We start from the raw sequence: 17,124 nt of genomic DNA, 5'->3' as shown, positions 1-17,124 counted from the left end.
TCCTTGTGCCAGATCAGTAGCGCCACGCCAGGCTGAAGCCGAAGGTGGTGTAGTCAGTCGGGAAGTTGGAGGGCTTATGCAGGGCCGAGCCCACGAAGCCGTCCCAGGAAAGCTGCTGCCAGCCGCCGCGCAGGCCCAATGCCATGCCGGCCAGATCCCGGCCGGATTGCCATTGCGTCGATGGCCCGCCGATGCGGCCGTAGTCGGCGGCGACGTAGAACTCCTGGCCGCCGCCGATACCCAGCGACAGATCGTTGCGCAGCGACCAGCCACGCTCGCCGCTGAGCGAGCTTTCGCCATCGAAGCCACGCACCGTGTAGCGGCCGCCGATCGCAAAGCGATCCTGTGGCGACAATGGTGTGCGGTTCCACTGCGCGCGCCAGGCAGCGGTGTAGCGCAGGCGCTGCTTGCCCAGCTGGAACGGCACGCTGAACTGCGCGTCAGCCGTGATCAGCTTCATCCGCGAGGTGCCTTCCAACGGCAGGCTTGGATCCCACGCCCGGGCCATCTCTTCCGGGGAGCGCAGTGCATGGAAGGCACCGGTGCCGCGCCGGTATGCCAGCGTGGCATCAAGCGTGGCCGCACCGATGAACTGCTTGTGGGTCAGGCCGAGCTCCCAGCCCGAGGTACGGCGACGCTGCACCTCGATCTCGGTATCGTCGATGTAGTTCTTCGACGTGCGCTGCCAGCCGCGGCCGTAGATGCCCAGCTTGGTCTTGGCATTGCGCAGCAGCAGGCGATCCACGCGTGCCTCGGCGTTGCCGCTGCGGCCGCTGTAGTCATAGCTTTCGTACGCGCCCACCACGGTCTGGCTGTAGTCGTAGGCACTGGCCGTGGCGCCGAACAGCCAGTAGCCGTAGGGCACGTCGTAGTGCGCGGTCCAGCTGTTGGTTTCCTTGCCTTTGCCATTGAACACGCCGCGCCCCGCGCTGACGTAGAACAGCTCGTTCAGGCCCAGCGGGTTGTCCAACGACAGCGTGGCGTTGGCCTGCAGCTTGCCGGTGCCCTGGCTGCCTGCATCGTCCAGGGTCAGGCTGGCACGCACCGGCGAACGCTGTTTCCAGTCGATGTTCAGGTCGCTCTGCCCGGGCGCGGCGCCTTCGCCGTCTGCAGGTGCGATCTTGATGTCAGCAGTGACGGTGGGCACGCGCTGCAGGTTCTCCAGCCCCTGCTCGATGTCGCGCAGGTTCAACAGGTCGCCACTGCGGATCGGCAGCGCATTGGCGATGGCCGGATGCCGCCCATCCGCCTCGGTGAACACCGCCTCGCGGAATCGCCCGGGCACCACCGACAGTGTCAGCGTGCCGGTATTCAGATCCTGCGGAGCCGACAGCACGCGGGTGGTGACATAGCCGCGCGCGATGATCGCGTTCTGTACGCGCTTCATCACCACGTTGATGCCTTCAGTGCCCAGGCAGCGGCCGCTGGCGGGATCTTCGCGCGGATCGGCTGCAGCCAATGCCCACTGGAAGCCCTTGGCACCCTCGCCGTCCAGCACGATGCGATCAATACGCACGCAGGGCTGCTCCTGCGTCGGCAGGCGCTCCCCCTGTTCACCCTGGCTGCTCTCCAGGCGTACATCGGGCCGGCTTTCCTGCTGCTCGCGCAGCACGCGTTCTCGTTCCTGCTGGCGCAGCAGCTCCTGCGCGCCCGGGTCACCCACCTGCTGGGCAGCGACACTGAAGGCCATGCCCAGAAGCACCAACCCTCCACCACTGCGGCGCGCACCGCGCACAGACATCTTCCTTGCTTGCACAATCAATTCCACGTGTTGATGCCACGCGTCAGCGGTCCTGCTCCCGGAAAGGAGAAGGGCCAACCCAATGGCTTGAATCGAGGTTCGCCGGGGGTATGCAACGGCATGCCACCGCGCCCGACGCGAAGTGGCGCATAGGCTATCGGCCGCCCGAAGGATTTCTATAGGAAAATTTTCAAATGCCCAGGACTACGGGACAGAACACCGCAGGCAGAGATCCAGAGTATGCGTACGCACGCGCCACGTCGCAAAGCAACGGCGTTCAGCACAACGCCTTTCGCCGGCCCACGCTACAGTCGGCGCATGACCGTATTCCTGCAGATCGAAGGCACCGCCATTGTTGATATCCCCAGCCTCTATGCGGAGATCAACCGGGTATTCATGGCCGGCGAAGCCTGGCAGCTCGGGCCCAGTCTCGATGGGCTGGACGATCTGCTGTACGGCGGTTATGGCGCGCTGGCCGGGCACGAAACCGCCACGCTGGTCTGGCGCGACATCGACCGCAGCCGCGAGGCACTGGGATTGGAGGCCACGCGCGCGTGGCTGGAAGACAAGCTGCGGCAGCCGGGTACGTTCAATGCCGAAACCATCGGCCGCCAGCTGGACGCCCTGCAACGTGGCGAGGGGCAGACCTACTTCGACATCGTGATGGAGATCTTCGCCAGCCACCCGAACGTTGCACTGGTGTGCGCCTGAAGTGGCGGCGCGCGCCCTTCCACTGCGGCATCCGCCTCCGGAATACTCCAACCGTTTCAGCGCCACCGGTTGCGGAAGTAACGGTCTGCCGGATCGCGGTACAACAGGAATGCGACATACAGGGAAACGCAGAAGATGGCCCCCACGGTCAGAAATTCGAAGGGGCCTGCCATCTTCATGTCGACCAACTGCAACACGGTCGTCTCCACAAGCATCACCACAAACAGCGGGCGAACCCACGCCCAGCGCGCGAAGATGCCCACCCCGATGACGATGCCAGCCAACGCGTTGAGCAGACCGGCAGTGACCAGCACCGCATACGGCAGAGAGTGGTGGAGGCTCATCCGGGCCAGCAGTTGATACTCGGGCACACCCGGCCCATAGACCTTGAGCATGCCGTAAAGGGCGAAGGCGCCCCCCACCAACTGGTACAGCGCGACGAGATAGAGCGAAGGCGGTGCTTCAACGGCTGCCTTGGCCTGCTGGTCTTCTTGGGGTGCAGATTGTTGCGTCATCGTTCATTCCTTGGCTGATGTGCTGCCAGCATGGCCGCAGGCCAGAGCCTACACCCGCACCGCGGGGCGTGGCAGCCGCCCTGCCCGCCGGCTCCAGCAGCGGCCAGCCCGCTCTACCCGTTACCATGGACAACCCTGTACCGGCTCCGCCCCGCTGCCCTCCGGCGCGAGCGGACGCCCCTGATCCACGAGTCCCATGTCCAAAGACAAGTCCGCCGAACACACCCCGCTGATGAAGCAGTTCTTCGCAGCCAAGTCCGACTACCCGGACCTGCTGCTGTTCTTCCGCATGGGCGACTTCTACGAGCTGTTCTACGACGACGCGCGCAAGGCCGCGCGCCTGCTCGACATCACCCTGACCCAGCGCGGCAGCTCCGGTGGTGCACCGATTCCGATGGCCGGCGTGCCGGTGCACGCCTACGAGGGCTACCTGGCACGACTGGTCGCGCTGGGCGAATCGGTGGCGATCTGCGAACAGATCGGCGACCCGGCACTGGCCAAGGGCCTGGTCGAACGCAAGGTGGTGCGCATCGTCACCCCCGGCACGGTCACCGACGAAGCGCTGCTGGACGAGCGTCGCGACACCCTGCTGATGGCCCTGTCGCGCAACAAGAACGGCTATGGCCTGGCCTGGGCCGACCTGGCCGGCGGCCGTTTCCTGGTCAACGAAGTGGACACCGATGACGCGCTGGAAGCCGAACTCGCGCGTTTGGAGCCGGCCGAACTGCTGGTGCCGGATGAGGAGAACTGGCCGGAGTTCCTGCGCCAGCGCAGCGGCGTGCGTCGCCGCGCGCCATGGCTGTTCGACGCCGACAGTGGCCGCCGCCAGCTGCTGAACTTCTTCAAGCTGCATGACCTGAGCGGCTTCGGCATTGACGACAAGCCGCGCGCCACGGCCGCTGCCGGCGCCCTGCTCGGCTATGTCGAGGAAACCCAGAAGCAGCGCCTGCCGCACCTGACCTCCATCTCGATGGAAACCGCCGGCGAAGCGATCGCGATGAACGCGGCAACGCGGCGCCATCTGGAGCTGGACACCCGCGTCGACGGCGATACCCGCAATACCCTGCTCGGCGTGCTCGACAGCACGGTGACGCCGATGGGCGGCCGCCTGCTGCGCCGCTGGCTGCATCGGCCGCTGCGCCTGCGCGAGGTGCTGGTGCAGCGCCACCACGCGGTGGAAACACTGATCGACCGTGGTGCGGACGCAGATATCCGCGAACAGTTCCGCCGCCTCGGCGACCTTGAACGCATCCTCACCCGCGTTGCCCTGCGCTCGGCACGGCCGCGCGACTTCTCCACCCTGCGCGATGGCCTCGGCCTGCTGCCGGCCGTACGCGAGGTGCTGGCACCGCTGGATTCACCGCGCCTGCAGACCCTGCACGCCGCGCTCGGCGAACACGACGAATGCGCCCACCTGCTGGCCGGCGCGATCGCCGACATGCCGCCGCTCAAGCTCAGCGATGGTGGCGTGCTGGCCGATGGCTTCGACGCCGAGCTGGATGAGCTGCGCCGACTGTCGACCCACGCCGACCAGTTCCTGGTCGACCTGGAGCAGCGCGAGCGCGAGAGCAGCGGCATCGCCACCCTGAAGGTCGGCTACAACCGTGTGCACGGCTACTACATCGAAATCAGCAAGGGCCAGTCCGACCGTGCGCCGGTGCACTACACCCGCCGGCAGACACTGACCAACGCCGAGCGCTACATCACCGAAGAACTGAAGGCGTTCGAAGACAAGGTGCTGTCCGCCCGCGACCGTTCGTTGTCGCGCGAAAAGTACCTGTACGAGCAGCTGCTGGACACGCTGGGCACCCAGCTGGAGCCGCTCAAGCAGTGTGCTGCCGCACTCAGCGAACTGGACGTGCTGGCCGCCTTCGCCGAACGTGCGCAGGCGCTGGACTGGGCGCGCCCGGAGCTGCAGGCCGAGCCGTGCCTGAAGATCGAGCGCGGTCGCCATCCGGTGGTGGAAGCGGTGCGTGACCAGCCGTTCGAGCCCAACGACCTGGACCTGCACCCGGACCGTCGCATGCTGGTCATCACCGGCCCGAACATGGGCGGTAAATCGACCTACATGCGGCAGAACGCGCTGATCGTGCTGCTGGCCCACATCGGCAGCTTCGTGCCGGCCAGCCGTGCGCTGATCGGCCCGATCGACCGCATCCTGACCCGCATCGGCGCAGGCGACGACCTTGCCCGCGGGCAGTCGACCTTCATGGTCGAGATGGCCGAAACCAGCTACATCCTGCATCACGCCACCGCGCATTCGCTGGTGCTGATGGACGAGATCGGCCGCGGCACGTCCACCTACGACGGCCTGGCCCTGGCCGACGCGGTAGCGCGCCACCTCGCCTACGAAAACCGCTGTTACACGCTGTTTGCGACCCATTACTTCGAACTGACCGCGCTGGCCGACGAACAGCACGAAGGCGGCCGCAGCGGCATCGCCAACGTGCATCTGGATGCCGTCGAGCACGGCGAAGCACTGGTGTTCATGCATGCAGTGAAGGACGGTCCGGCCAACCGCAGCTTCGGCCTGCAGGTGGCTGCCCTGGCCGGCCTGCCGCGTTCCACCGTGGCACAGGCGCGCCGACGCCTGGCCGAGCTGGAACAGCGCGGTGGCGAAAGCCATGCCGCCGAACTCGCCCCGCAGGCGCTGGATGCCCCGCAGCAGTTCGGACTGTTTGCCGCCCCGCCGAACAAGGCGCAGGAGGCGCTGGCCGCGATCGACCCGGACGAGCTGACCCCGAAGCAGGCACTGGAAGCGCTGTACCGGTTGAAGGCGCTGCTGTAAGGCCGGCCGCAGGTTCCGCCGGCCCTGCCCGGCGGACGCCCGCCATGAAGCCTTCGCATTGCCGTCGTGTACACGGCGTTATGCTCGGGCGGTTCGTCCTTCACAGACCGGAGACCGCCATGAACACCGAATCCCTTGCTGCATCCCTCTTCCAGCAGCTGCAGCAGGGCCAGGGCCTGCAGCAGGTCTCGCAGCAGCTCGGCCTGGACAGCAGCCAGGCTACCCAGGCCGTCGGCAGCGCGCTGCCGCTGCTGCTCGGCGCGATGGGCCAGAACGCCAGCGAGCCGCAGGGTGCGCAGTCCCTCCTCAATGCCCTGCAGCGCGACCACCTTGGTTCGGGAGGCGGTGGCGGTGCTGGCGGCGGTTTCGACATCGGCAGCATCCTCGGCGCGGTGATGGGCGGTGGCGGCGGCAACGCCACCAACGGTGCCGGCATCCTCGGCCACGTGTTCGGTGGGCAGACCTCGCAGGCGGCCGAAGTGCTGGGCCAGAAGACCGGCCTGGACAGCGGCAGGTCCAGCCAGCTGCTGGCGATCCTGGCCCCCATCGTCATGTCGTTCCTGGCCCAGCGGTTTGCCCAGAGCGGCAACGCCGGCCAGCTCAGCCAGGCCCTGGGGCAGGAAGCACAGCAATCCGGCGGCGGCATCGGCAGCCTGCTCGGCGGTGCGCTCGATCAGGACGGCGATGGCCAGTTCGGCGCCAGCGATCTGTTCAAGCTCGGCGCGGGCCTGCTCAAGCGCTGATCGCGCACAACGATGCAAGCGCTGCCTGCCATAGGCGGCCACTATCGCATCGGTTGAATCAATCGAATTTACCCATCATTAGGCGATGCCTATGGTGGGTAAGCGATCTGATTCCCTCATTCGCCAGCCCACAGGTAGAGACCCATGAAAAGCGAAGCGAAGTGCCCGTTCAACCATGCCGTCGTCGGTGATGCGACGACCAACCGCGACTGGTGGCCGAACCAGCTGCGCGTGGATCTGCTCAACCAGCACTCCACGCGCTCCAATCCCCTTGATGCGGGCTTCGACTACGCCAAGGCCTTCAACGGGCTGGACTACAGCGCTCTGAAGGCCGACCTGAAGGCGTTGATGACCGACTCGCAGGACTGGTGGCCAGCCGACTTCGGCCACTACGGCGGCCTGTTCATCCGCATGGCCTGGCACAGCGCCGGCACCTACCGCATCGATGACGGCCGTGGTGGTGGTGGCCGCGGCCAGCAGCGCTTCGCTCCGCTCAACAGTTGGCCCGACAACGTCAGCCTGGACAAGGCACGCCGCCTGCTGTGGCCGATCAAGCAGAAATATGGCCAGGCCATTTCCTGGGCCGACCTGCTGATCCTGACCGGCAACGTCGCACTGGAGTCGATGGGCTTCAAGACGCTCGGCTTTGCGGGTGGCCGTCCCGATACCTGGGAGCCGGACCAGGACGTGTACTGGGGCCGCGAGACCACCTGGCTCGGTGGCGACGTGCGTTACAAGCACGGCTCGGATGGCGTGCAAGAGGACCACGGCGTGCTGGTGTCCGATGACGACGCTGATGGCGATGTGCACTCGCGCAAACTGGAAAACCCGCTGGCCGCGGTACAGATGGGCCTGATCTATGTGAACCCGGAAGGCCCGGATGGCAATCCCGATCCGGTGCTGGCCGCGCATGACATCCGCGACACCTTCGGCCGCATGGCGATGGACGATGAGGAAACCGTCGCCCTGATCGCCGGTGGCCACAGTTTCGGCAAGACCCATGGTGCCGGCCCGGCCGACAATGTCGGCAAGGAACCGGAAGCAGCGGGCCTGGAAAGCCAGGGCCTGGGCTGGGCCAACAGCTTCGGCAGTGGCAAGGGCGGCGACACCATCACCAGCGGCCTGGAAGTCACCTGGACCCGCACCCCCGCGCAGTGGAGCCACGACTTCTTCGAGATCCTGTTCGGCAACGAATGGGAGCTGAGCAAGAGCCCGGCCGGCGCGCACCAGTGGGTCGCCAAGAATGCGGACGCAGTGATTCCCGATGCGCACGATCCGTCGAAGAAGCACCGCCCGACCATGCTGACCACCGACCTGTCGCTGCGCATGGACCCGGCCTACGAAAAGATCTCGCGGAAATTCCTTGCTGATCCGCAGGCCTTCGCCGATGCCTTCGCCCGCGCCTGGTTCAAGCTGACCCATCGCGACATGGGCCCACGTGCGCGCTATCTCGGCCCGGAGATTCCGGCCGAGGAATTCATCTGGCAGGACCCGGTGCCGGAAGCCAGGCACCCGTTGATCGACGCCAAGGACATCGCTGCGCTGAAGCAGAAGATCGCAGCGACCGGCCTGAGCGTGGCCGAGCTGGTGTCCACGGCGTGGGCCTCGGCCTCGACCTTCCGCGGTTCGGACAAGCGCGGTGGCGCCAATGGTGCACGCGTGCGCCTGGCACCGCAGAAGGACTGGGCGGTGAACCAGCCGCAGCAGCTGGCCAAGGTGCTGGCCGCGCTGGAAAAGGTCCAGGCCGAGTTCAACGGCGCGGGCAGCAAGCAGGTGTCGCTGGCCGACCTGATCGTGCTGGCCGGTGGCGTCGGCATCGAGCAGGCAGCGAAGGCCGGCGGCCATGACCTGAGCGTGCCGTTCACTCCGGGCCGCACCGATGCCAGCCAGGAACAGACGGACGTCGAATCGTTCGCGGTGCTGGAACCGGCTGCCGATGGTTTCCGCAACTACCTCAAGGGCGCTTACAGCGTGCCGGGTGAGGCGCTGCTGATCGACAAGGCTCAGCTGCTGACCCTCACCGCACCGGAAATGACCGCCCTGGTCGGTGGCCTGCGCGTGCTCGGCGCCAATGCCGACGGTGGCAGGCACGGCGTGTTCACCAGCCGTCCCGGCACGCTGAGCAACGACTTCTTCGTCAACCTGCTGGACATGGGCACCACCTGGAAGGCGACCGGTCGCGAAAGCTATGAAGGCCGCGGCCGCAGCGATGGCGCTGCGCGCTGGACCGGCACCCGTGCCGACCTGGTGTTCGGCTCCAACGCCGTGCTGCGCGCCCTGGCCGAGGTCTACGCCAGCGCCGATGGCGAGAAGAAGTTCGTGCAGGATTTCATCGCCGCCTGGACCCGGGTGATGGAGCTGGATCGCTACGACCTGCACGGTTGACCGGATATGGTAGTTGCCAACCTTGGTTGGCACATGGCACTGCGCCCACCAAGGTGGGCGACTACCCGACCCCGCTGCGGGGTCTTTACCCGGTGGATGCCGACCTTGGTCGGCACATGGAACAGCGCCCACCGAGGTGGGCGACTACCAGACACTGCTGCGGGATCTTTACCCGGTAGATGCCGACCCTGGTCGGCACATGGCACAGCGCCCACCAAGGTGGGCGACTACCAGACACTGCTGCGGGGCCTTTACCCGGTGGATGCCGACCTTGGTCGGCACATGGCGCAACGCCCACCGAGGTGGGCGACTACCAGCGCCCGGGCGGCGCCGTCACAGGGCGTCGATATCACCCAATGCACGGATCAACCGGCGTGCGCGCTTGTCCGGCTTGTGCTCCGGTGCCTGGTAGCCATCACGCGCGGCAATGCGCAGCGCACGCTGTTCGGCGCGGCGGGCCTTGGAGGCTTCGCTCTCGGCATACAACTGCTGCGCCACCGGCGCCGGACCGCGCTGGTCGCTCAGGCCCAGCACCTGGATCTCGAAGTGTTCTTCACCGCGATCGACCAGCAGCTGCTCTCCCACGCGTACTGCGCGCGAGGATTTCGGGCGCTGCCCGGCCACGGATACCTTGCCGGTCTCGATCGCCTGTTTGGCCAGGCTGCGGGTCTTGAAGAAGCGGGCCGCCCACAACCAGATGTCCAGACGGACGCTGGGCGCCAACGGGGAAAGCTCGGACATCGGTGGGGACTACTCCGTTCGCTTGTTCAGGGGGCGCGGATTGTCGGGGTCGGTGCGGCAGCCGCTGCCCCCGATCAATGCCGGCGTGCCGGCCGCCAGGTCCTGGCGCTGGCTGCCGACCAGGCACTCGGGGCGGTCGGTCGGCCGCACCTGGGTATCGCCCAGCCGGTCACCCGACGAACATGCGGCCAGTGCCGCTGCGATCAAGGCCGCCACGATCATCCGCATCGCCTGTTGTGGTTGATGCATTGCCACATCCTGCAAACCGGCTTGATGCTAGTGTGCGCCTCCCGGGAATCGATCACCACTCCATGGCCAAAGCGCCGCTTGACCTGACCTCCGGCCCGATCGGCCGCAACCTGCTGCTGTTCGCGCTGCCGATCCTGGCAGGCAACATCGCGCAGTCGCTGAACGGCTCGGTGAATGCGGTATGGGTGGGGCGCTTCCTTGGCGAAGCGGCACTGACCGCGACCGCGAACGCCAACAACATCATGTTCTTCCTGATCGGTTCGGTGTTCGGCTTCGGCATGGCCTCGACCATCCTGATCGGCCAGGCCATCGGTGCGCGCGACATCGCCCAGGCACGACGCGTGGTCGGCACCAGCGCCACGTTCTTCATCGGCCTGTCGGTGATCATCGCCATCGCCGGCTGGTTCCTGGCCCACCCGCTGCTGGCGACGATGGGCACGCCTGCCGCCTCGCTGCCGTTGGCCGAGGCCTATCTGCGCATCATCTTCCTGGCGATGCCAACGCTGTACGCCTTCGCCTTCCTCAGTGCGGCGCTGCGCGGTGCCGGCGATTCGCGCACGCCCTTCCGCTTCCTGCTGGTCTCGGTGGTGCTGGACATCGCCCTGAACCCGGTGCTGATCTTCGGCATGGGGCCGTTCCCGGAACTGGGCATCGCCGGCTCGGCGTGGGCCACGCTGGTGTCGCAGACGCTGTCGCTGGCCGGCCTGCTGCTGTACATGCGGCACAAGCGGCACACGCTGTGGCTGGGCCGCGCCGACATGCACCTGTTCAAGCTGGACATGACCATCCTGCGCGCGCTGGTGGTCAAGGGCGTGCCGATGGGCCTGCAGATGGTGCTGATCTCGCTGTCGGTGATCATGCTGATGACCATGGTCAACCAGTACGGCACTGACACCGGCGCAGCCTACGGTGCATCGCTGCAGCTGTGGAACTACGTGCAGATGCCGGCGATGGCGATCGGTGCGGCGTGTTCGTCGATGGCCGCGCAGAATGTCGGTGCGCAGCGCTGGGATCGCGTGCGCGGTACCGCACGCCAGGGCATCGCGTTCAACTTCCTGCTGACCGGCGCGTTGATCCTGCCGCTGGTGCTGCTGGACCAGTATTCGCTGGCCTTGTTCCTGCCGCAGGGCAGCGAGTCGCTGCAGATCGCGCGGCACCTGAACCACATCGTGATCGGTTCGTTCCTGTTCTTCGGCGTCAGCTTCGTGATCTCCGGCGTGGTGCGCTCCACCGGCGCGGTGCTGCCGCCGCTGCTGATCCTCGCCGCGTCGCTGTGGGGCGTGCGCGTGCCGTTCGCCGAATTCCTGCAGCCGTACTGGGGTGCCGATGCGATCTGGTGGAGTTTCCCGGCCGGTTCGCTGGTGTCGATGCTGCTGTCGCTGGCGTATTACCGCTGGGGTGGCTGGCGCAAGGCGAAGATGATCAGTACACCGGTGCATGCCGAAGAACTCGCCACGCCCTCGGAGATTCCCGCCTGTCCGCCTTCGCCGGTGGCCGACCCGGATGCGGCGTTGGAAACCATTCCACCGCGTTGAACATGCACCGGTAGTGCCGGCCGCTGGCCGGCAACCGCGCGATACCTGGGAAGTCCATGGGATTGCCGGCCAGCGGCCGGCACTACCGCTTTTTCTTTTCCGCGTTGTGCCTGGCGGCGGCGCGCAGCAGTGCTTTCAGCGCCGCGGCGTTGGGCATGCCGCCTTCGTGGATGTCGATCGCGCGGCGTGTGCCGCCTTCCAGGCTGGCATTGAACAGACGCTTCGGGTCCGGCAACGCGGCGCCGTGGGCGAAGGTCAGCTTCACCGCCTGCTTGTAGGTTTCGCCGGTGCACAGGATGCCGTTGTGCTCCCACACCGGTGTGCCGCGCCATTTCCAGGTTTCCTCCACGTCCGGCAGCACCTCGTGGATCAGCGCGCGCACACGGGCGAGGATGTCGCCGCGCCAATCAGCGAGCTCGGCGATGCGGGCGTCAATCAGGGCGGCAGCGGGGAGAGCGGCATCTGCGGGATCGGACTTCTGCGTGGCCATCGCGTGGTCTCGTTCGGGGAAAGAACCTGGGGGATTACATGCGTTCGCCAGGCAGCTGGCTGGCCTGCCGCACCCAGTCGAGGAACCGCGCCTCGTCCAGCGGCTCGTCCTCAAGGATGTGCAGGTAGCGCGTGTCGGCGCTCTTGGACGGTTCAGGCGGAACAGGCTGCAACAGCGCGCCGCGGAAGAACGCGACCTTGATGTAGCGGGCGAAGCAATGGAAGCTGAGGAACCAGCCCTCGCCGGCAGCAACGCCGTACATCGGCGAGTTCCATTTCACTGCCTTGTGCACGCCGGGCACGGCCTGTTCGATCAGGGCGTCCAGACGCTCGCCAACGGCCCGTTTCCAGTCCGGCATGGCAGCGATATAAGCCTGCACGGGCGCATCGCCCTCACCCTTGGCGATCTGCGGGTTACCGCCGGACAGCAGCTTCGGCGCGGCACTGCTGGCAGGTCGCTTGGCGGGCATCGCAGGGGCCATGAGGGTCGAAGGCCCGAGCGTACGCCGCCGCCCGGCAGCGGTCACGGCGCACTGCGCCATGGTCTCAGAGGCTGCTGCGGAACTGCCGCCAGGTGGGCAGCTTGCGGGCCCCGCGCAGGAACCACATCAGGGTGGCCATCACCAGGCCGAACATCACGCCTGCCGCCACCCCGGCAAGCAACAGCAGTTCCAGCGCCGGGGCCCTGCCCTGCCACAACAGCAGCCACATCAGTACCGTCCAGAACACGCCAAACAGCAGGCCCTGCAGCAGCGTATTGGTCAGGAAACCGGCCAGTATCGGCGGCGGCAGCGCGACACCCAGCCGCCACAGCATGCGGTGCAGCAAGGGGGCCGCTTCCCTCCGTGGCACCCCGGAACGGTCCAGGAAGCGCAACGCCACCTGGATGTCCGCCGGGTATCGATGGTCGCTCTCATCCATTCACTGAAACTAACGAGGCGGCAGCACAAACGCAAACGGCCGCCCGAAGGCGGCCGTCGCGGCAACAACCGAAGTTGTTTATCAGCCCTTGGTTGCCAGACGGGCAGCCTTGGCGGCAGCAGCAGCAGCCAGATCTTCCTTGATGCGGGCAGCCTTGCCTTCCAGGCCACGCAGGTAGTACAGCTTGCCGGCGCGGACCTTACCACGGCGCTTCACTTCGACCGAGTCGATGATGGCGCTGTGGGTCTGGAACACGCGCTCGACGCCGTAGCCGTGCGAGATCTTGCGCACGGTGAACGAGGAGTTCAGGCCGCCGTTCTTGGTCGCGATGACAACGCCTTCATAGGCCTGCACGCGCTCGCGGGTACCTTCCTTCACCTTCACGTTGACGACAATGGTGTCGCCCTGGCTGAACTGCGGCAGTTCGCGGGTGATCTGGGCGGATTCGAATTCCGCGACGATGGACTTGTTCAGCTTGCTCATGGGTTACACCGATTCATTGTTCGGGTGGGCGTGTCATTCGACAGCGTGGGCTCATGCAGTCACCGGACTGTGCTGCACGTTTGTTTTGGGTACTGCGCACCGGCCGGGGCCGGCGTAATTGGCCATGATAGCCGATAAAGCAGGGCTGGCGCTAGACCTTGCCCTTTTCCGCCGGGACCTGGCGGGCCAGGGCCAGCAGCTTGCGGTCGGCCTTGCCCAGCGCCTGTTCATCCAGCAGGTCCGGGCGCCGCTGTGCGGTACGGATCAACGACTGCTGCCGGCGCCAGGCGGCGATGGCGGCATGGTTGCCCGAGCGCAGCACGTCCGGCACGTCCCCCAGCGGATGCTGGGCCGGCTGGCTGTAATGCGGGCAGTCGAGCAGGCCGAGGTCGCCCTCGAAACTGTCCTGCGCCGCGGATTCGGCGTCATTCAAGGCGCCTTCCTGCAGCCGGGCCACCGCGTCGATGATGACCGCCGCCCCCAGCTCGCCGCCGGACAGCACGTAGTCGCCGAGGGAAATCTCCTCATCAACATTGGCGGCCAGGAAACGCTCGTCGATGCCTTCATAGCGGCCGCAGAGCAGGACCATGCGCGGCAATGCCGCCAGTTCCCGCACCTTGGCCTGGGTCAACGGCGCGCCCTGCGGGCTGAGATGGATCACCCGCGCAGGCGTCGGATCGGCCTCACGGATCGCCTGCAGGCAGGCCTGCAGCGGTTCGATCAGCATCACCATGCCCGGGCCACCGCCGAACGGACGATCGTCCACCCGGCGGTAGTTGCCCTCGGCGTAGTCACGGGGATTCCAGCCATGCAGGCTGAACAATCCCTTTTCCTGCGCACGGCCGACCACGCCCAGCCCAGCGGACTGGGCGAGGAAATCGGGGAACAGGGTGATGACGTCGAAACGCATGCTCACACTCAGAACTCGGGGTCCCAGTCGACCACGACCAGATTGGCCTCGAAGTCGACGGATTTGACGAACTCCGGCACGACGAACGGAATCATCCGCTCGCGATCACCGCGTACGACCACCACATCGTTGGCGCCGGTACTGAACAGGTGCGAGACCTGGCCGAGGGCAACGCCTTCGACGGTCTTCACATCCAGGCCTTCCAGATCGACCCAGTAATACTCGTCGGCATTCGGCGGCGGCAGCGCACTGCGGGCCACGAAGACCTCGGTGCCATGCATCGCCTCGACCGTGTCGCGATCCTCGATACCCGGGAAACGGGCCACCAGATGCTTGCCGGTATCCCGGCCACGGGCGCCTTCAAGTGTCGATTCCTGCCCGTTGGGGCTGCGCAGGATCCACGGTTGGTAACGGAAAATAGCGGAACGCGGCTCGGTCCAGGACTCGAGCTTTATTTCGCCGCGCACACCAAAAGCGCCGACAATCCTGCCAAGCAGGATGCGGCGCTCGTTATCTTTCATCTGCGTTCAATCAGATGGGCCGCACCAGGGCGCGGCCCGTCAGGATCAGGCCGCAGCGGCCTGGGACTTGCTCGCTTCCTTGATCAGGTTGCGAACTTTCTCGGTCGGCTGGGCGCCGTTCTTGACCCAATGGTCAACGCGGGCCAGGTCCAGCTCGATGCGCTTCTCGCCGCCCTGTGCAACCGGGTTGTAGAAGCCAACGCGCTCGATGTTGCGGCCGTCGCGGGCGCTGCGGACGTCGGTGACGATGATGTGGTAGAACGGACGCTTCTTGGCGCCGCCGCGGGTCAGTCGAATCTTGACCATGGTGGTTTTTTCCTATTGCCCAGTCGCCAGGATGGCGCGGTAAGCGGGCGATTATAGCGGCAGAGTCCGGCCGAGCCAACCCCGGGCGTCTACCCCGGGGTCAGATCCCTTTTACCGAGCAAAAGGGTTCTGACTCCAACGGTTCCATTCAGGAAAGCGACTGCCAGGGCACCCGGGCCAACACCGCCCTGCCCTGTTCGGCCAAGGCCTGCGAACCCGGCAGCACCTGACCGTCGATGGCGTCCAGCGCCCACACCCCACTGGCGTTGCAGGCGAAAGCCGCCCGCATGCCGGCCAGCTCATCCAGCCGCAACGGCCGGGTCTGCTGTGGGCCCACCCAGCCCGCCTGCAGCAGCGCTTCAGCGGTTCCCCGCAGCGCAGGCGCCTGTGGCCAGATCAGGTGTTCGCCGTCATGCACGGCGAGGTTCCAGGTGGTGCCCTCGCTGATCTGCCCGTCGGCAGTGACGAACAGCGCATCGTCGAAACCTGCTGCCAACGCGGCACGGCGCTGGGCGAACAGGCCAAACGTACCGACATGCTTGATCTGCGGCAGCTCTCGCTGCCATGTCGCGCTGCGTACGCGTTTCGGCGCGGTCAGCGCGACCGGCGCGGAGACGGCAACCAGTACATCCACCGGCACGCTTGCCAGCGGCGCGCGGAAATCGAAACGGCGCGAGAACACGGTGACCCGCATCGATGCGTCGACTTGGCCGGCCTGTTGCAGCGCCTGCGCCATCCACGCCTGCACCTGCGCGATATCGAGCCCGCTGCCGAACAGTTCCTGCGTTGCCCGCGCCAGCCGCTGCAGATGCAGATCAAGCCCCTGCACCGCGTTGCCGCGCACCTGCAACGAGGTGAAGTGGCCGTAGTTGGTCAGCGCCGGCAGCAGGTCTTCGGCCCGCGCCGTTGCGCCGTTGCAGGTCACCGTCATCGCAGCAGTGCCTGCGCCTGTTCCCACATGCCACGCAGCACGTCGGCGGCCGGCGCTGCCGGTGCCATCCATGCCGACTGCCCGGCCCAGGCCTGCATCGCAGCAAGCCGGTTTTCCTGCGTGGCCTGCTTGCGCATCGGTCCAGTCAGGCCACGCTGCACCGGGTACGGGCGCGGCGCGGGTGCGCCCTCGGCAACAGCTGCACGCACGTAGGCAGTCGCCAGGCCGCGGCCCAGGCGCCCACTGAACGCGCGCGTCGGCCACGTGTCTTCGGGTTCGCTGCGGGCCAACGCATCGGCCCATGCCGGCGCCACCGCTGCTTCGGGTGTGCGCAGGAAGGCCGTGCCGATCTGCACGGCGCTGGCCCCGAGCATCAAGGCAGCAGCAATGCCGCGACCGTCGCCGATTCCGCCCGCGGCGATCACCGGAATATCCAGGTTGTCCGCCAGCCGCGGCAGCAGTGCGAACAAGCCGACCAGCTGCTGCTCTGCACGCATCGGATCGAAGGCGCCGCGATGGCCGCCGGCTTCGGCGCCCTGCGCGACCACCGCGTCAGCACCCGCGTCCTGCGCAGCACGCGCTTCGGCCAGCGTCGTAGCGCAGGCGATCCAGGCGATGCCCGCATCCTTCAACTGCTGCACATGACGCGGCGACAGCACGCCCATGATGGTCGAGGCCACCGCCGGCCGCGCCGCCAGCAGCGCACTGAACTGCTCCTCGAAATCGGCAGGCGTGGCATCCGCTGCGCTGGCCGCAACCTCCGGCCCCCACTGGCCCAGGAACGCACGCGTGGCGGCCTCGGCGGCCACATCGCGCACCGGCGCGGGATCGGGCAACCACAGGTTCACCTGCGCCGGCCCGCTGGACGCTGCACGGAAGTCCTGCATCCAGCGACCGATATCCGCCGCCGGCGACAACACGGCCCCCATCGCGCCCATGCTGCCGGCGTTGGCCAGCGTGGCGGAAAGCGGAACCGGACAGGCACCGGCCATCGGTGCCAGCAGGATCGGCAGCTGCAATGAAAAACGCCGACAGAAATCGTCGGCGCGTTCGAGAATCGGCGAAAGGCTCACGCGACGCACCTGTGGGAGGAGTCGCTGCCAGCATACGCCAGACACTGTGGACGGGAGCGTCGCCGCGGGCGATCCGCTCCCG

Annotated in this window: 18 protein-coding genes; 5 read left to right on the top strand and 13 right to left on the bottom strand. The window is 66.8% G+C overall.

The features are described 5' to 3' along the window. Window positions 1-13: 13 nt before the first annotated feature. Window positions 14-1,690: a ShlB/FhaC/HecB family hemolysin secretion/activation protein gene (locus LC407_RS02440; protein WP_223482667.1), complete on the bottom strand. Its 1,677-nt coding sequence runs from the start codon at window positions 1,688-1,690 to the stop codon at window positions 14-16. A gap of 369 nt (window positions 1,691-2,059) precedes the next feature. On the opposite strand from LC407_RS02440, the gene LC407_RS02435 reads away from it, so the two are divergent. Further along, complete coding sequence (locus tag LC407_RS02435; protein WP_180831423.1) at window positions 2,060-2,452, top strand: barstar family protein; 393 nt, start codon at window positions 2,060-2,062, stop codon at window positions 2,450-2,452. 56 nt (window positions 2,453-2,508) lie between these two features. On the opposite strand, the gene LC407_RS02430 is transcribed toward LC407_RS02435, so the two are convergent. Then, the gene (locus LC407_RS02430) at window positions 2,509-2,967 is read right to left on the bottom strand and encodes a hypothetical protein (protein ID WP_099783281.1); all 459 of its coding nucleotides are present in this window, start codon (window positions 2,965-2,967) and stop codon (window positions 2,509-2,511) included. A 196-nt stretch (window positions 2,968-3,163) separates the two neighbouring features. Between LC407_RS02430 and mutS the strand changes: the two genes are divergently transcribed. The 3 genes from mutS (at window position 3,164) to katG (ending at window position 8,883) form a co-directional block, all read left to right on the top strand. Continuing rightward, complete coding sequence (gene mutS, locus LC407_RS02425) at window positions 3,164-5,755, top strand: DNA mismatch repair protein MutS (protein WP_223482137.1); 2,592 nt, start codon at window positions 3,164-3,166, stop codon at window positions 5,753-5,755. Between the two features lie 119 nt (window positions 5,756-5,874). Then, on the top strand, window positions 5,875-6,498 hold the full coding sequence (locus LC407_RS02420) for a DUF937 domain-containing protein (protein ID WP_025873810.1): 624 nt from the start codon (window positions 5,875-5,877) through the stop codon (window positions 6,496-6,498). A gap of 144 nt (window positions 6,499-6,642) precedes the next feature. After that, a complete protein-coding gene (gene katG, locus LC407_RS02415; RefSeq protein WP_223482136.1) occupies window positions 6,643-8,883 on the top strand; it encodes a catalase/peroxidase HPI in 2,241 nt (746 codons plus the stop codon). A 333-nt stretch (window positions 8,884-9,216) separates the two neighbouring features. On the opposite strand, the gene LC407_RS02410 is transcribed toward katG, so the two are convergent. Continuing rightward, complete coding sequence (locus LC407_RS02410) at window positions 9,217-9,624, bottom strand: RNA-binding S4 domain-containing protein (protein ID WP_025873812.1); 408 nt, start codon at window positions 9,622-9,624, stop codon at window positions 9,217-9,219. A 9-nt stretch (window positions 9,625-9,633) separates the two neighbouring features. Continuing rightward, window positions 9,634-9,873, bottom strand: a complete 240-nt coding sequence (locus LC407_RS02405) for a hypothetical protein (RefSeq protein ID WP_025873813.1) — start codon at window positions 9,871-9,873, stop codon at window positions 9,634-9,636. Between the two features lie 62 nt (window positions 9,874-9,935). Here LC407_RS02405 and LC407_RS02400 point away from each other — a divergent pair, with 62 nt between their 5' ends. Then, a complete protein-coding gene (locus LC407_RS02400) occupies window positions 9,936-11,408 on the top strand; it encodes an MATE family efflux transporter (RefSeq protein WP_223482135.1) in 1,473 nt (490 codons plus the stop codon). A gap of 82 nt (window positions 11,409-11,490) precedes the next feature. Here LC407_RS02400 and LC407_RS02395 read toward each other — a convergent pair whose 3' ends face one another. The 9 genes from LC407_RS02395 to LC407_RS02355 form a co-directional block, all read right to left on the bottom strand. Then, window positions 11,491-11,898: a DUF1801 domain-containing protein gene (locus tag LC407_RS02395; protein ID WP_154879693.1), complete on the bottom strand. Its 408-nt coding sequence runs from the start codon at window positions 11,896-11,898 to the stop codon at window positions 11,491-11,493. A gap of 34 nt (window positions 11,899-11,932) precedes the next feature. Continuing rightward, entirely contained in the window at window positions 11,933-12,367 is a 435-nt protein-coding gene (locus LC407_RS02390; protein WP_033830650.1) for a DUF1801 domain-containing protein, read from the bottom strand. Window positions 12,368-12,443: 76 nt separating this feature from the next. Next, window positions 12,444-12,818 (bottom strand): DUF6404 family protein, encoded by a 375-nt coding sequence (locus LC407_RS02385; protein WP_032976001.1) that lies wholly within the window; start codon window positions 12,816-12,818, stop codon window positions 12,444-12,446. Window positions 12,819-12,899: 81 nt separating this feature from the next. Next, window positions 12,900-13,301 (bottom strand): 50S ribosomal protein L19, encoded by a 402-nt coding sequence (gene rplS / locus LC407_RS02380; RefSeq protein ID WP_025873818.1) that lies wholly within the window; start codon window positions 13,299-13,301, stop codon window positions 12,900-12,902. A 151-nt stretch (window positions 13,302-13,452) separates the two neighbouring features. Further along, a complete protein-coding gene (trmD, locus tag LC407_RS02375; RefSeq protein WP_025873819.1) occupies window positions 13,453-14,211 on the bottom strand; it encodes a tRNA (guanosine(37)-N1)-methyltransferase TrmD in 759 nt (252 codons plus the stop codon). Window positions 14,212-14,219: 8 nt separating this feature from the next. After that, window positions 14,220-14,732 carry a ribosome maturation factor RimM gene (gene rimM, locus LC407_RS02370; RefSeq protein ID WP_025873820.1) on the bottom strand — a complete coding sequence of 171 codons (513 nt, stop codon included), beginning with the start codon at window positions 14,730-14,732 and terminating at the stop codon, window positions 14,220-14,222. Between the two features lie 45 nt (window positions 14,733-14,777). Then, entirely contained in the window at window positions 14,778-15,038 is a 261-nt protein-coding gene (rpsP, locus tag LC407_RS02365) for a 30S ribosomal protein S16 (RefSeq protein WP_025873821.1), read from the bottom strand. Between the two features lie 148 nt (window positions 15,039-15,186). Then, a complete protein-coding gene (locus LC407_RS02360; protein WP_080149393.1) occupies window positions 15,187-15,969 on the bottom strand; it encodes an aminotransferase class IV family protein in 783 nt (260 codons plus the stop codon). Further along, window positions 15,966-17,042, bottom strand: coding sequence for a nitronate monooxygenase (locus LC407_RS02355; protein WP_223482134.1), 1,077 nt, complete (start codon window positions 17,040-17,042; stop codon window positions 15,966-15,968). Before LC407_RS02355 ends, LC407_RS02360 begins: the two co-directional genes overlap by 4 nt. Window positions 17,043-17,124 lie beyond the last annotated feature (82 nt).

Source organism: Stenotrophomonas sp. OVS01A (genome assembly GCF_019969775.1).
Classification (GTDB): Bacteria; Pseudomonadota; Gammaproteobacteria; order Xanthomonadales; family Xanthomonadaceae; genus Stenotrophomonas; species Stenotrophomonas indicatrix.
Note: the sequence above shows the minus strand (reverse complement) of the source record. Positions and strands in the feature narration are given on the sequence as shown.

Excerpts from the sequence above, each read along its gene's own strand:
- LC407_RS02440 (WP_223482667.1), bottom strand. The coding sequence starts at position 1,690 with ATGGCCTTCAGTGTCGCTGCCCAGCAGGTGGGTGACCCGGGCGCGCAG.
- LC407_RS02435 (WP_180831423.1), top strand. The coding sequence starts at position 2,060 with ATGACCGTATTCCTGCAGATCGAAGGCACCGCCATTGTTGATATCCCC.
- LC407_RS02430 (WP_099783281.1), bottom strand. The coding sequence starts at position 2,967 with ATGACGCAACAATCTGCACCCCAAGAAGACCAGCAGGCCAAGGCAGCC.
- mutS (WP_223482137.1), top strand. The coding sequence starts at position 3,164 with ATGTCCAAAGACAAGTCCGCCGAACACACCCCGCTGATGAAGCAGTTC.
- LC407_RS02420 (WP_025873810.1), top strand. The coding sequence starts at position 5,875 with ATGAACACCGAATCCCTTGCTGCATCCCTCTTCCAGCAGCTGCAGCAG.
- katG (WP_223482136.1), top strand. The coding sequence starts at position 6,643 with ATGAAAAGCGAAGCGAAGTGCCCGTTCAACCATGCCGTCGTCGGTGAT.
- LC407_RS02410 (WP_025873812.1), bottom strand. The coding sequence starts at position 9,624 with ATGTCCGAGCTTTCCCCGTTGGCGCCCAGCGTCCGTCTGGACATCTGG.
- LC407_RS02405 (WP_025873813.1), bottom strand. The coding sequence starts at position 9,873 with ATGCATCAACCACAACAGGCGATGCGGATGATCGTGGCGGCCTTGATC.
- LC407_RS02400 (WP_223482135.1), top strand. The coding sequence starts at position 9,936 with ATGGCCAAAGCGCCGCTTGACCTGACCTCCGGCCCGATCGGCCGCAAC.
- LC407_RS02395 (WP_154879693.1), bottom strand. The coding sequence starts at position 11,898 with ATGGCCACGCAGAAGTCCGATCCCGCAGATGCCGCTCTCCCCGCTGCC.
- LC407_RS02390 (WP_033830650.1), bottom strand. The coding sequence starts at position 12,367 with ATGCCCGCCAAGCGACCTGCCAGCAGTGCCGCGCCGAAGCTGCTGTCC.
- LC407_RS02385 (WP_032976001.1), bottom strand. The coding sequence starts at position 12,818 with ATGGATGAGAGCGACCATCGATACCCGGCGGACATCCAGGTGGCGTTG.
- rplS (WP_025873818.1), bottom strand. The coding sequence starts at position 13,301 with ATGAGCAAGCTGAACAAGTCCATCGTCGCGGAATTCGAATCCGCCCAG.
- trmD (WP_025873819.1), bottom strand. The coding sequence starts at position 14,211 with ATGCGTTTCGACGTCATCACCCTGTTCCCCGATTTCCTCGCCCAGTCC.
- rimM (WP_025873820.1), bottom strand. The coding sequence starts at position 14,732 with ATGAAAGATAACGAGCGCCGCATCCTGCTTGGCAGGATTGTCGGCGCT.
- rpsP (WP_025873821.1), bottom strand. The coding sequence starts at position 15,038 with ATGGTCAAGATTCGACTGACCCGCGGCGGCGCCAAGAAGCGTCCGTTC.
- LC407_RS02360 (WP_080149393.1), bottom strand. The coding sequence starts at position 15,969 with ATGACGGTGACCTGCAACGGCGCAACGGCGCGGGCCGAAGACCTGCTG.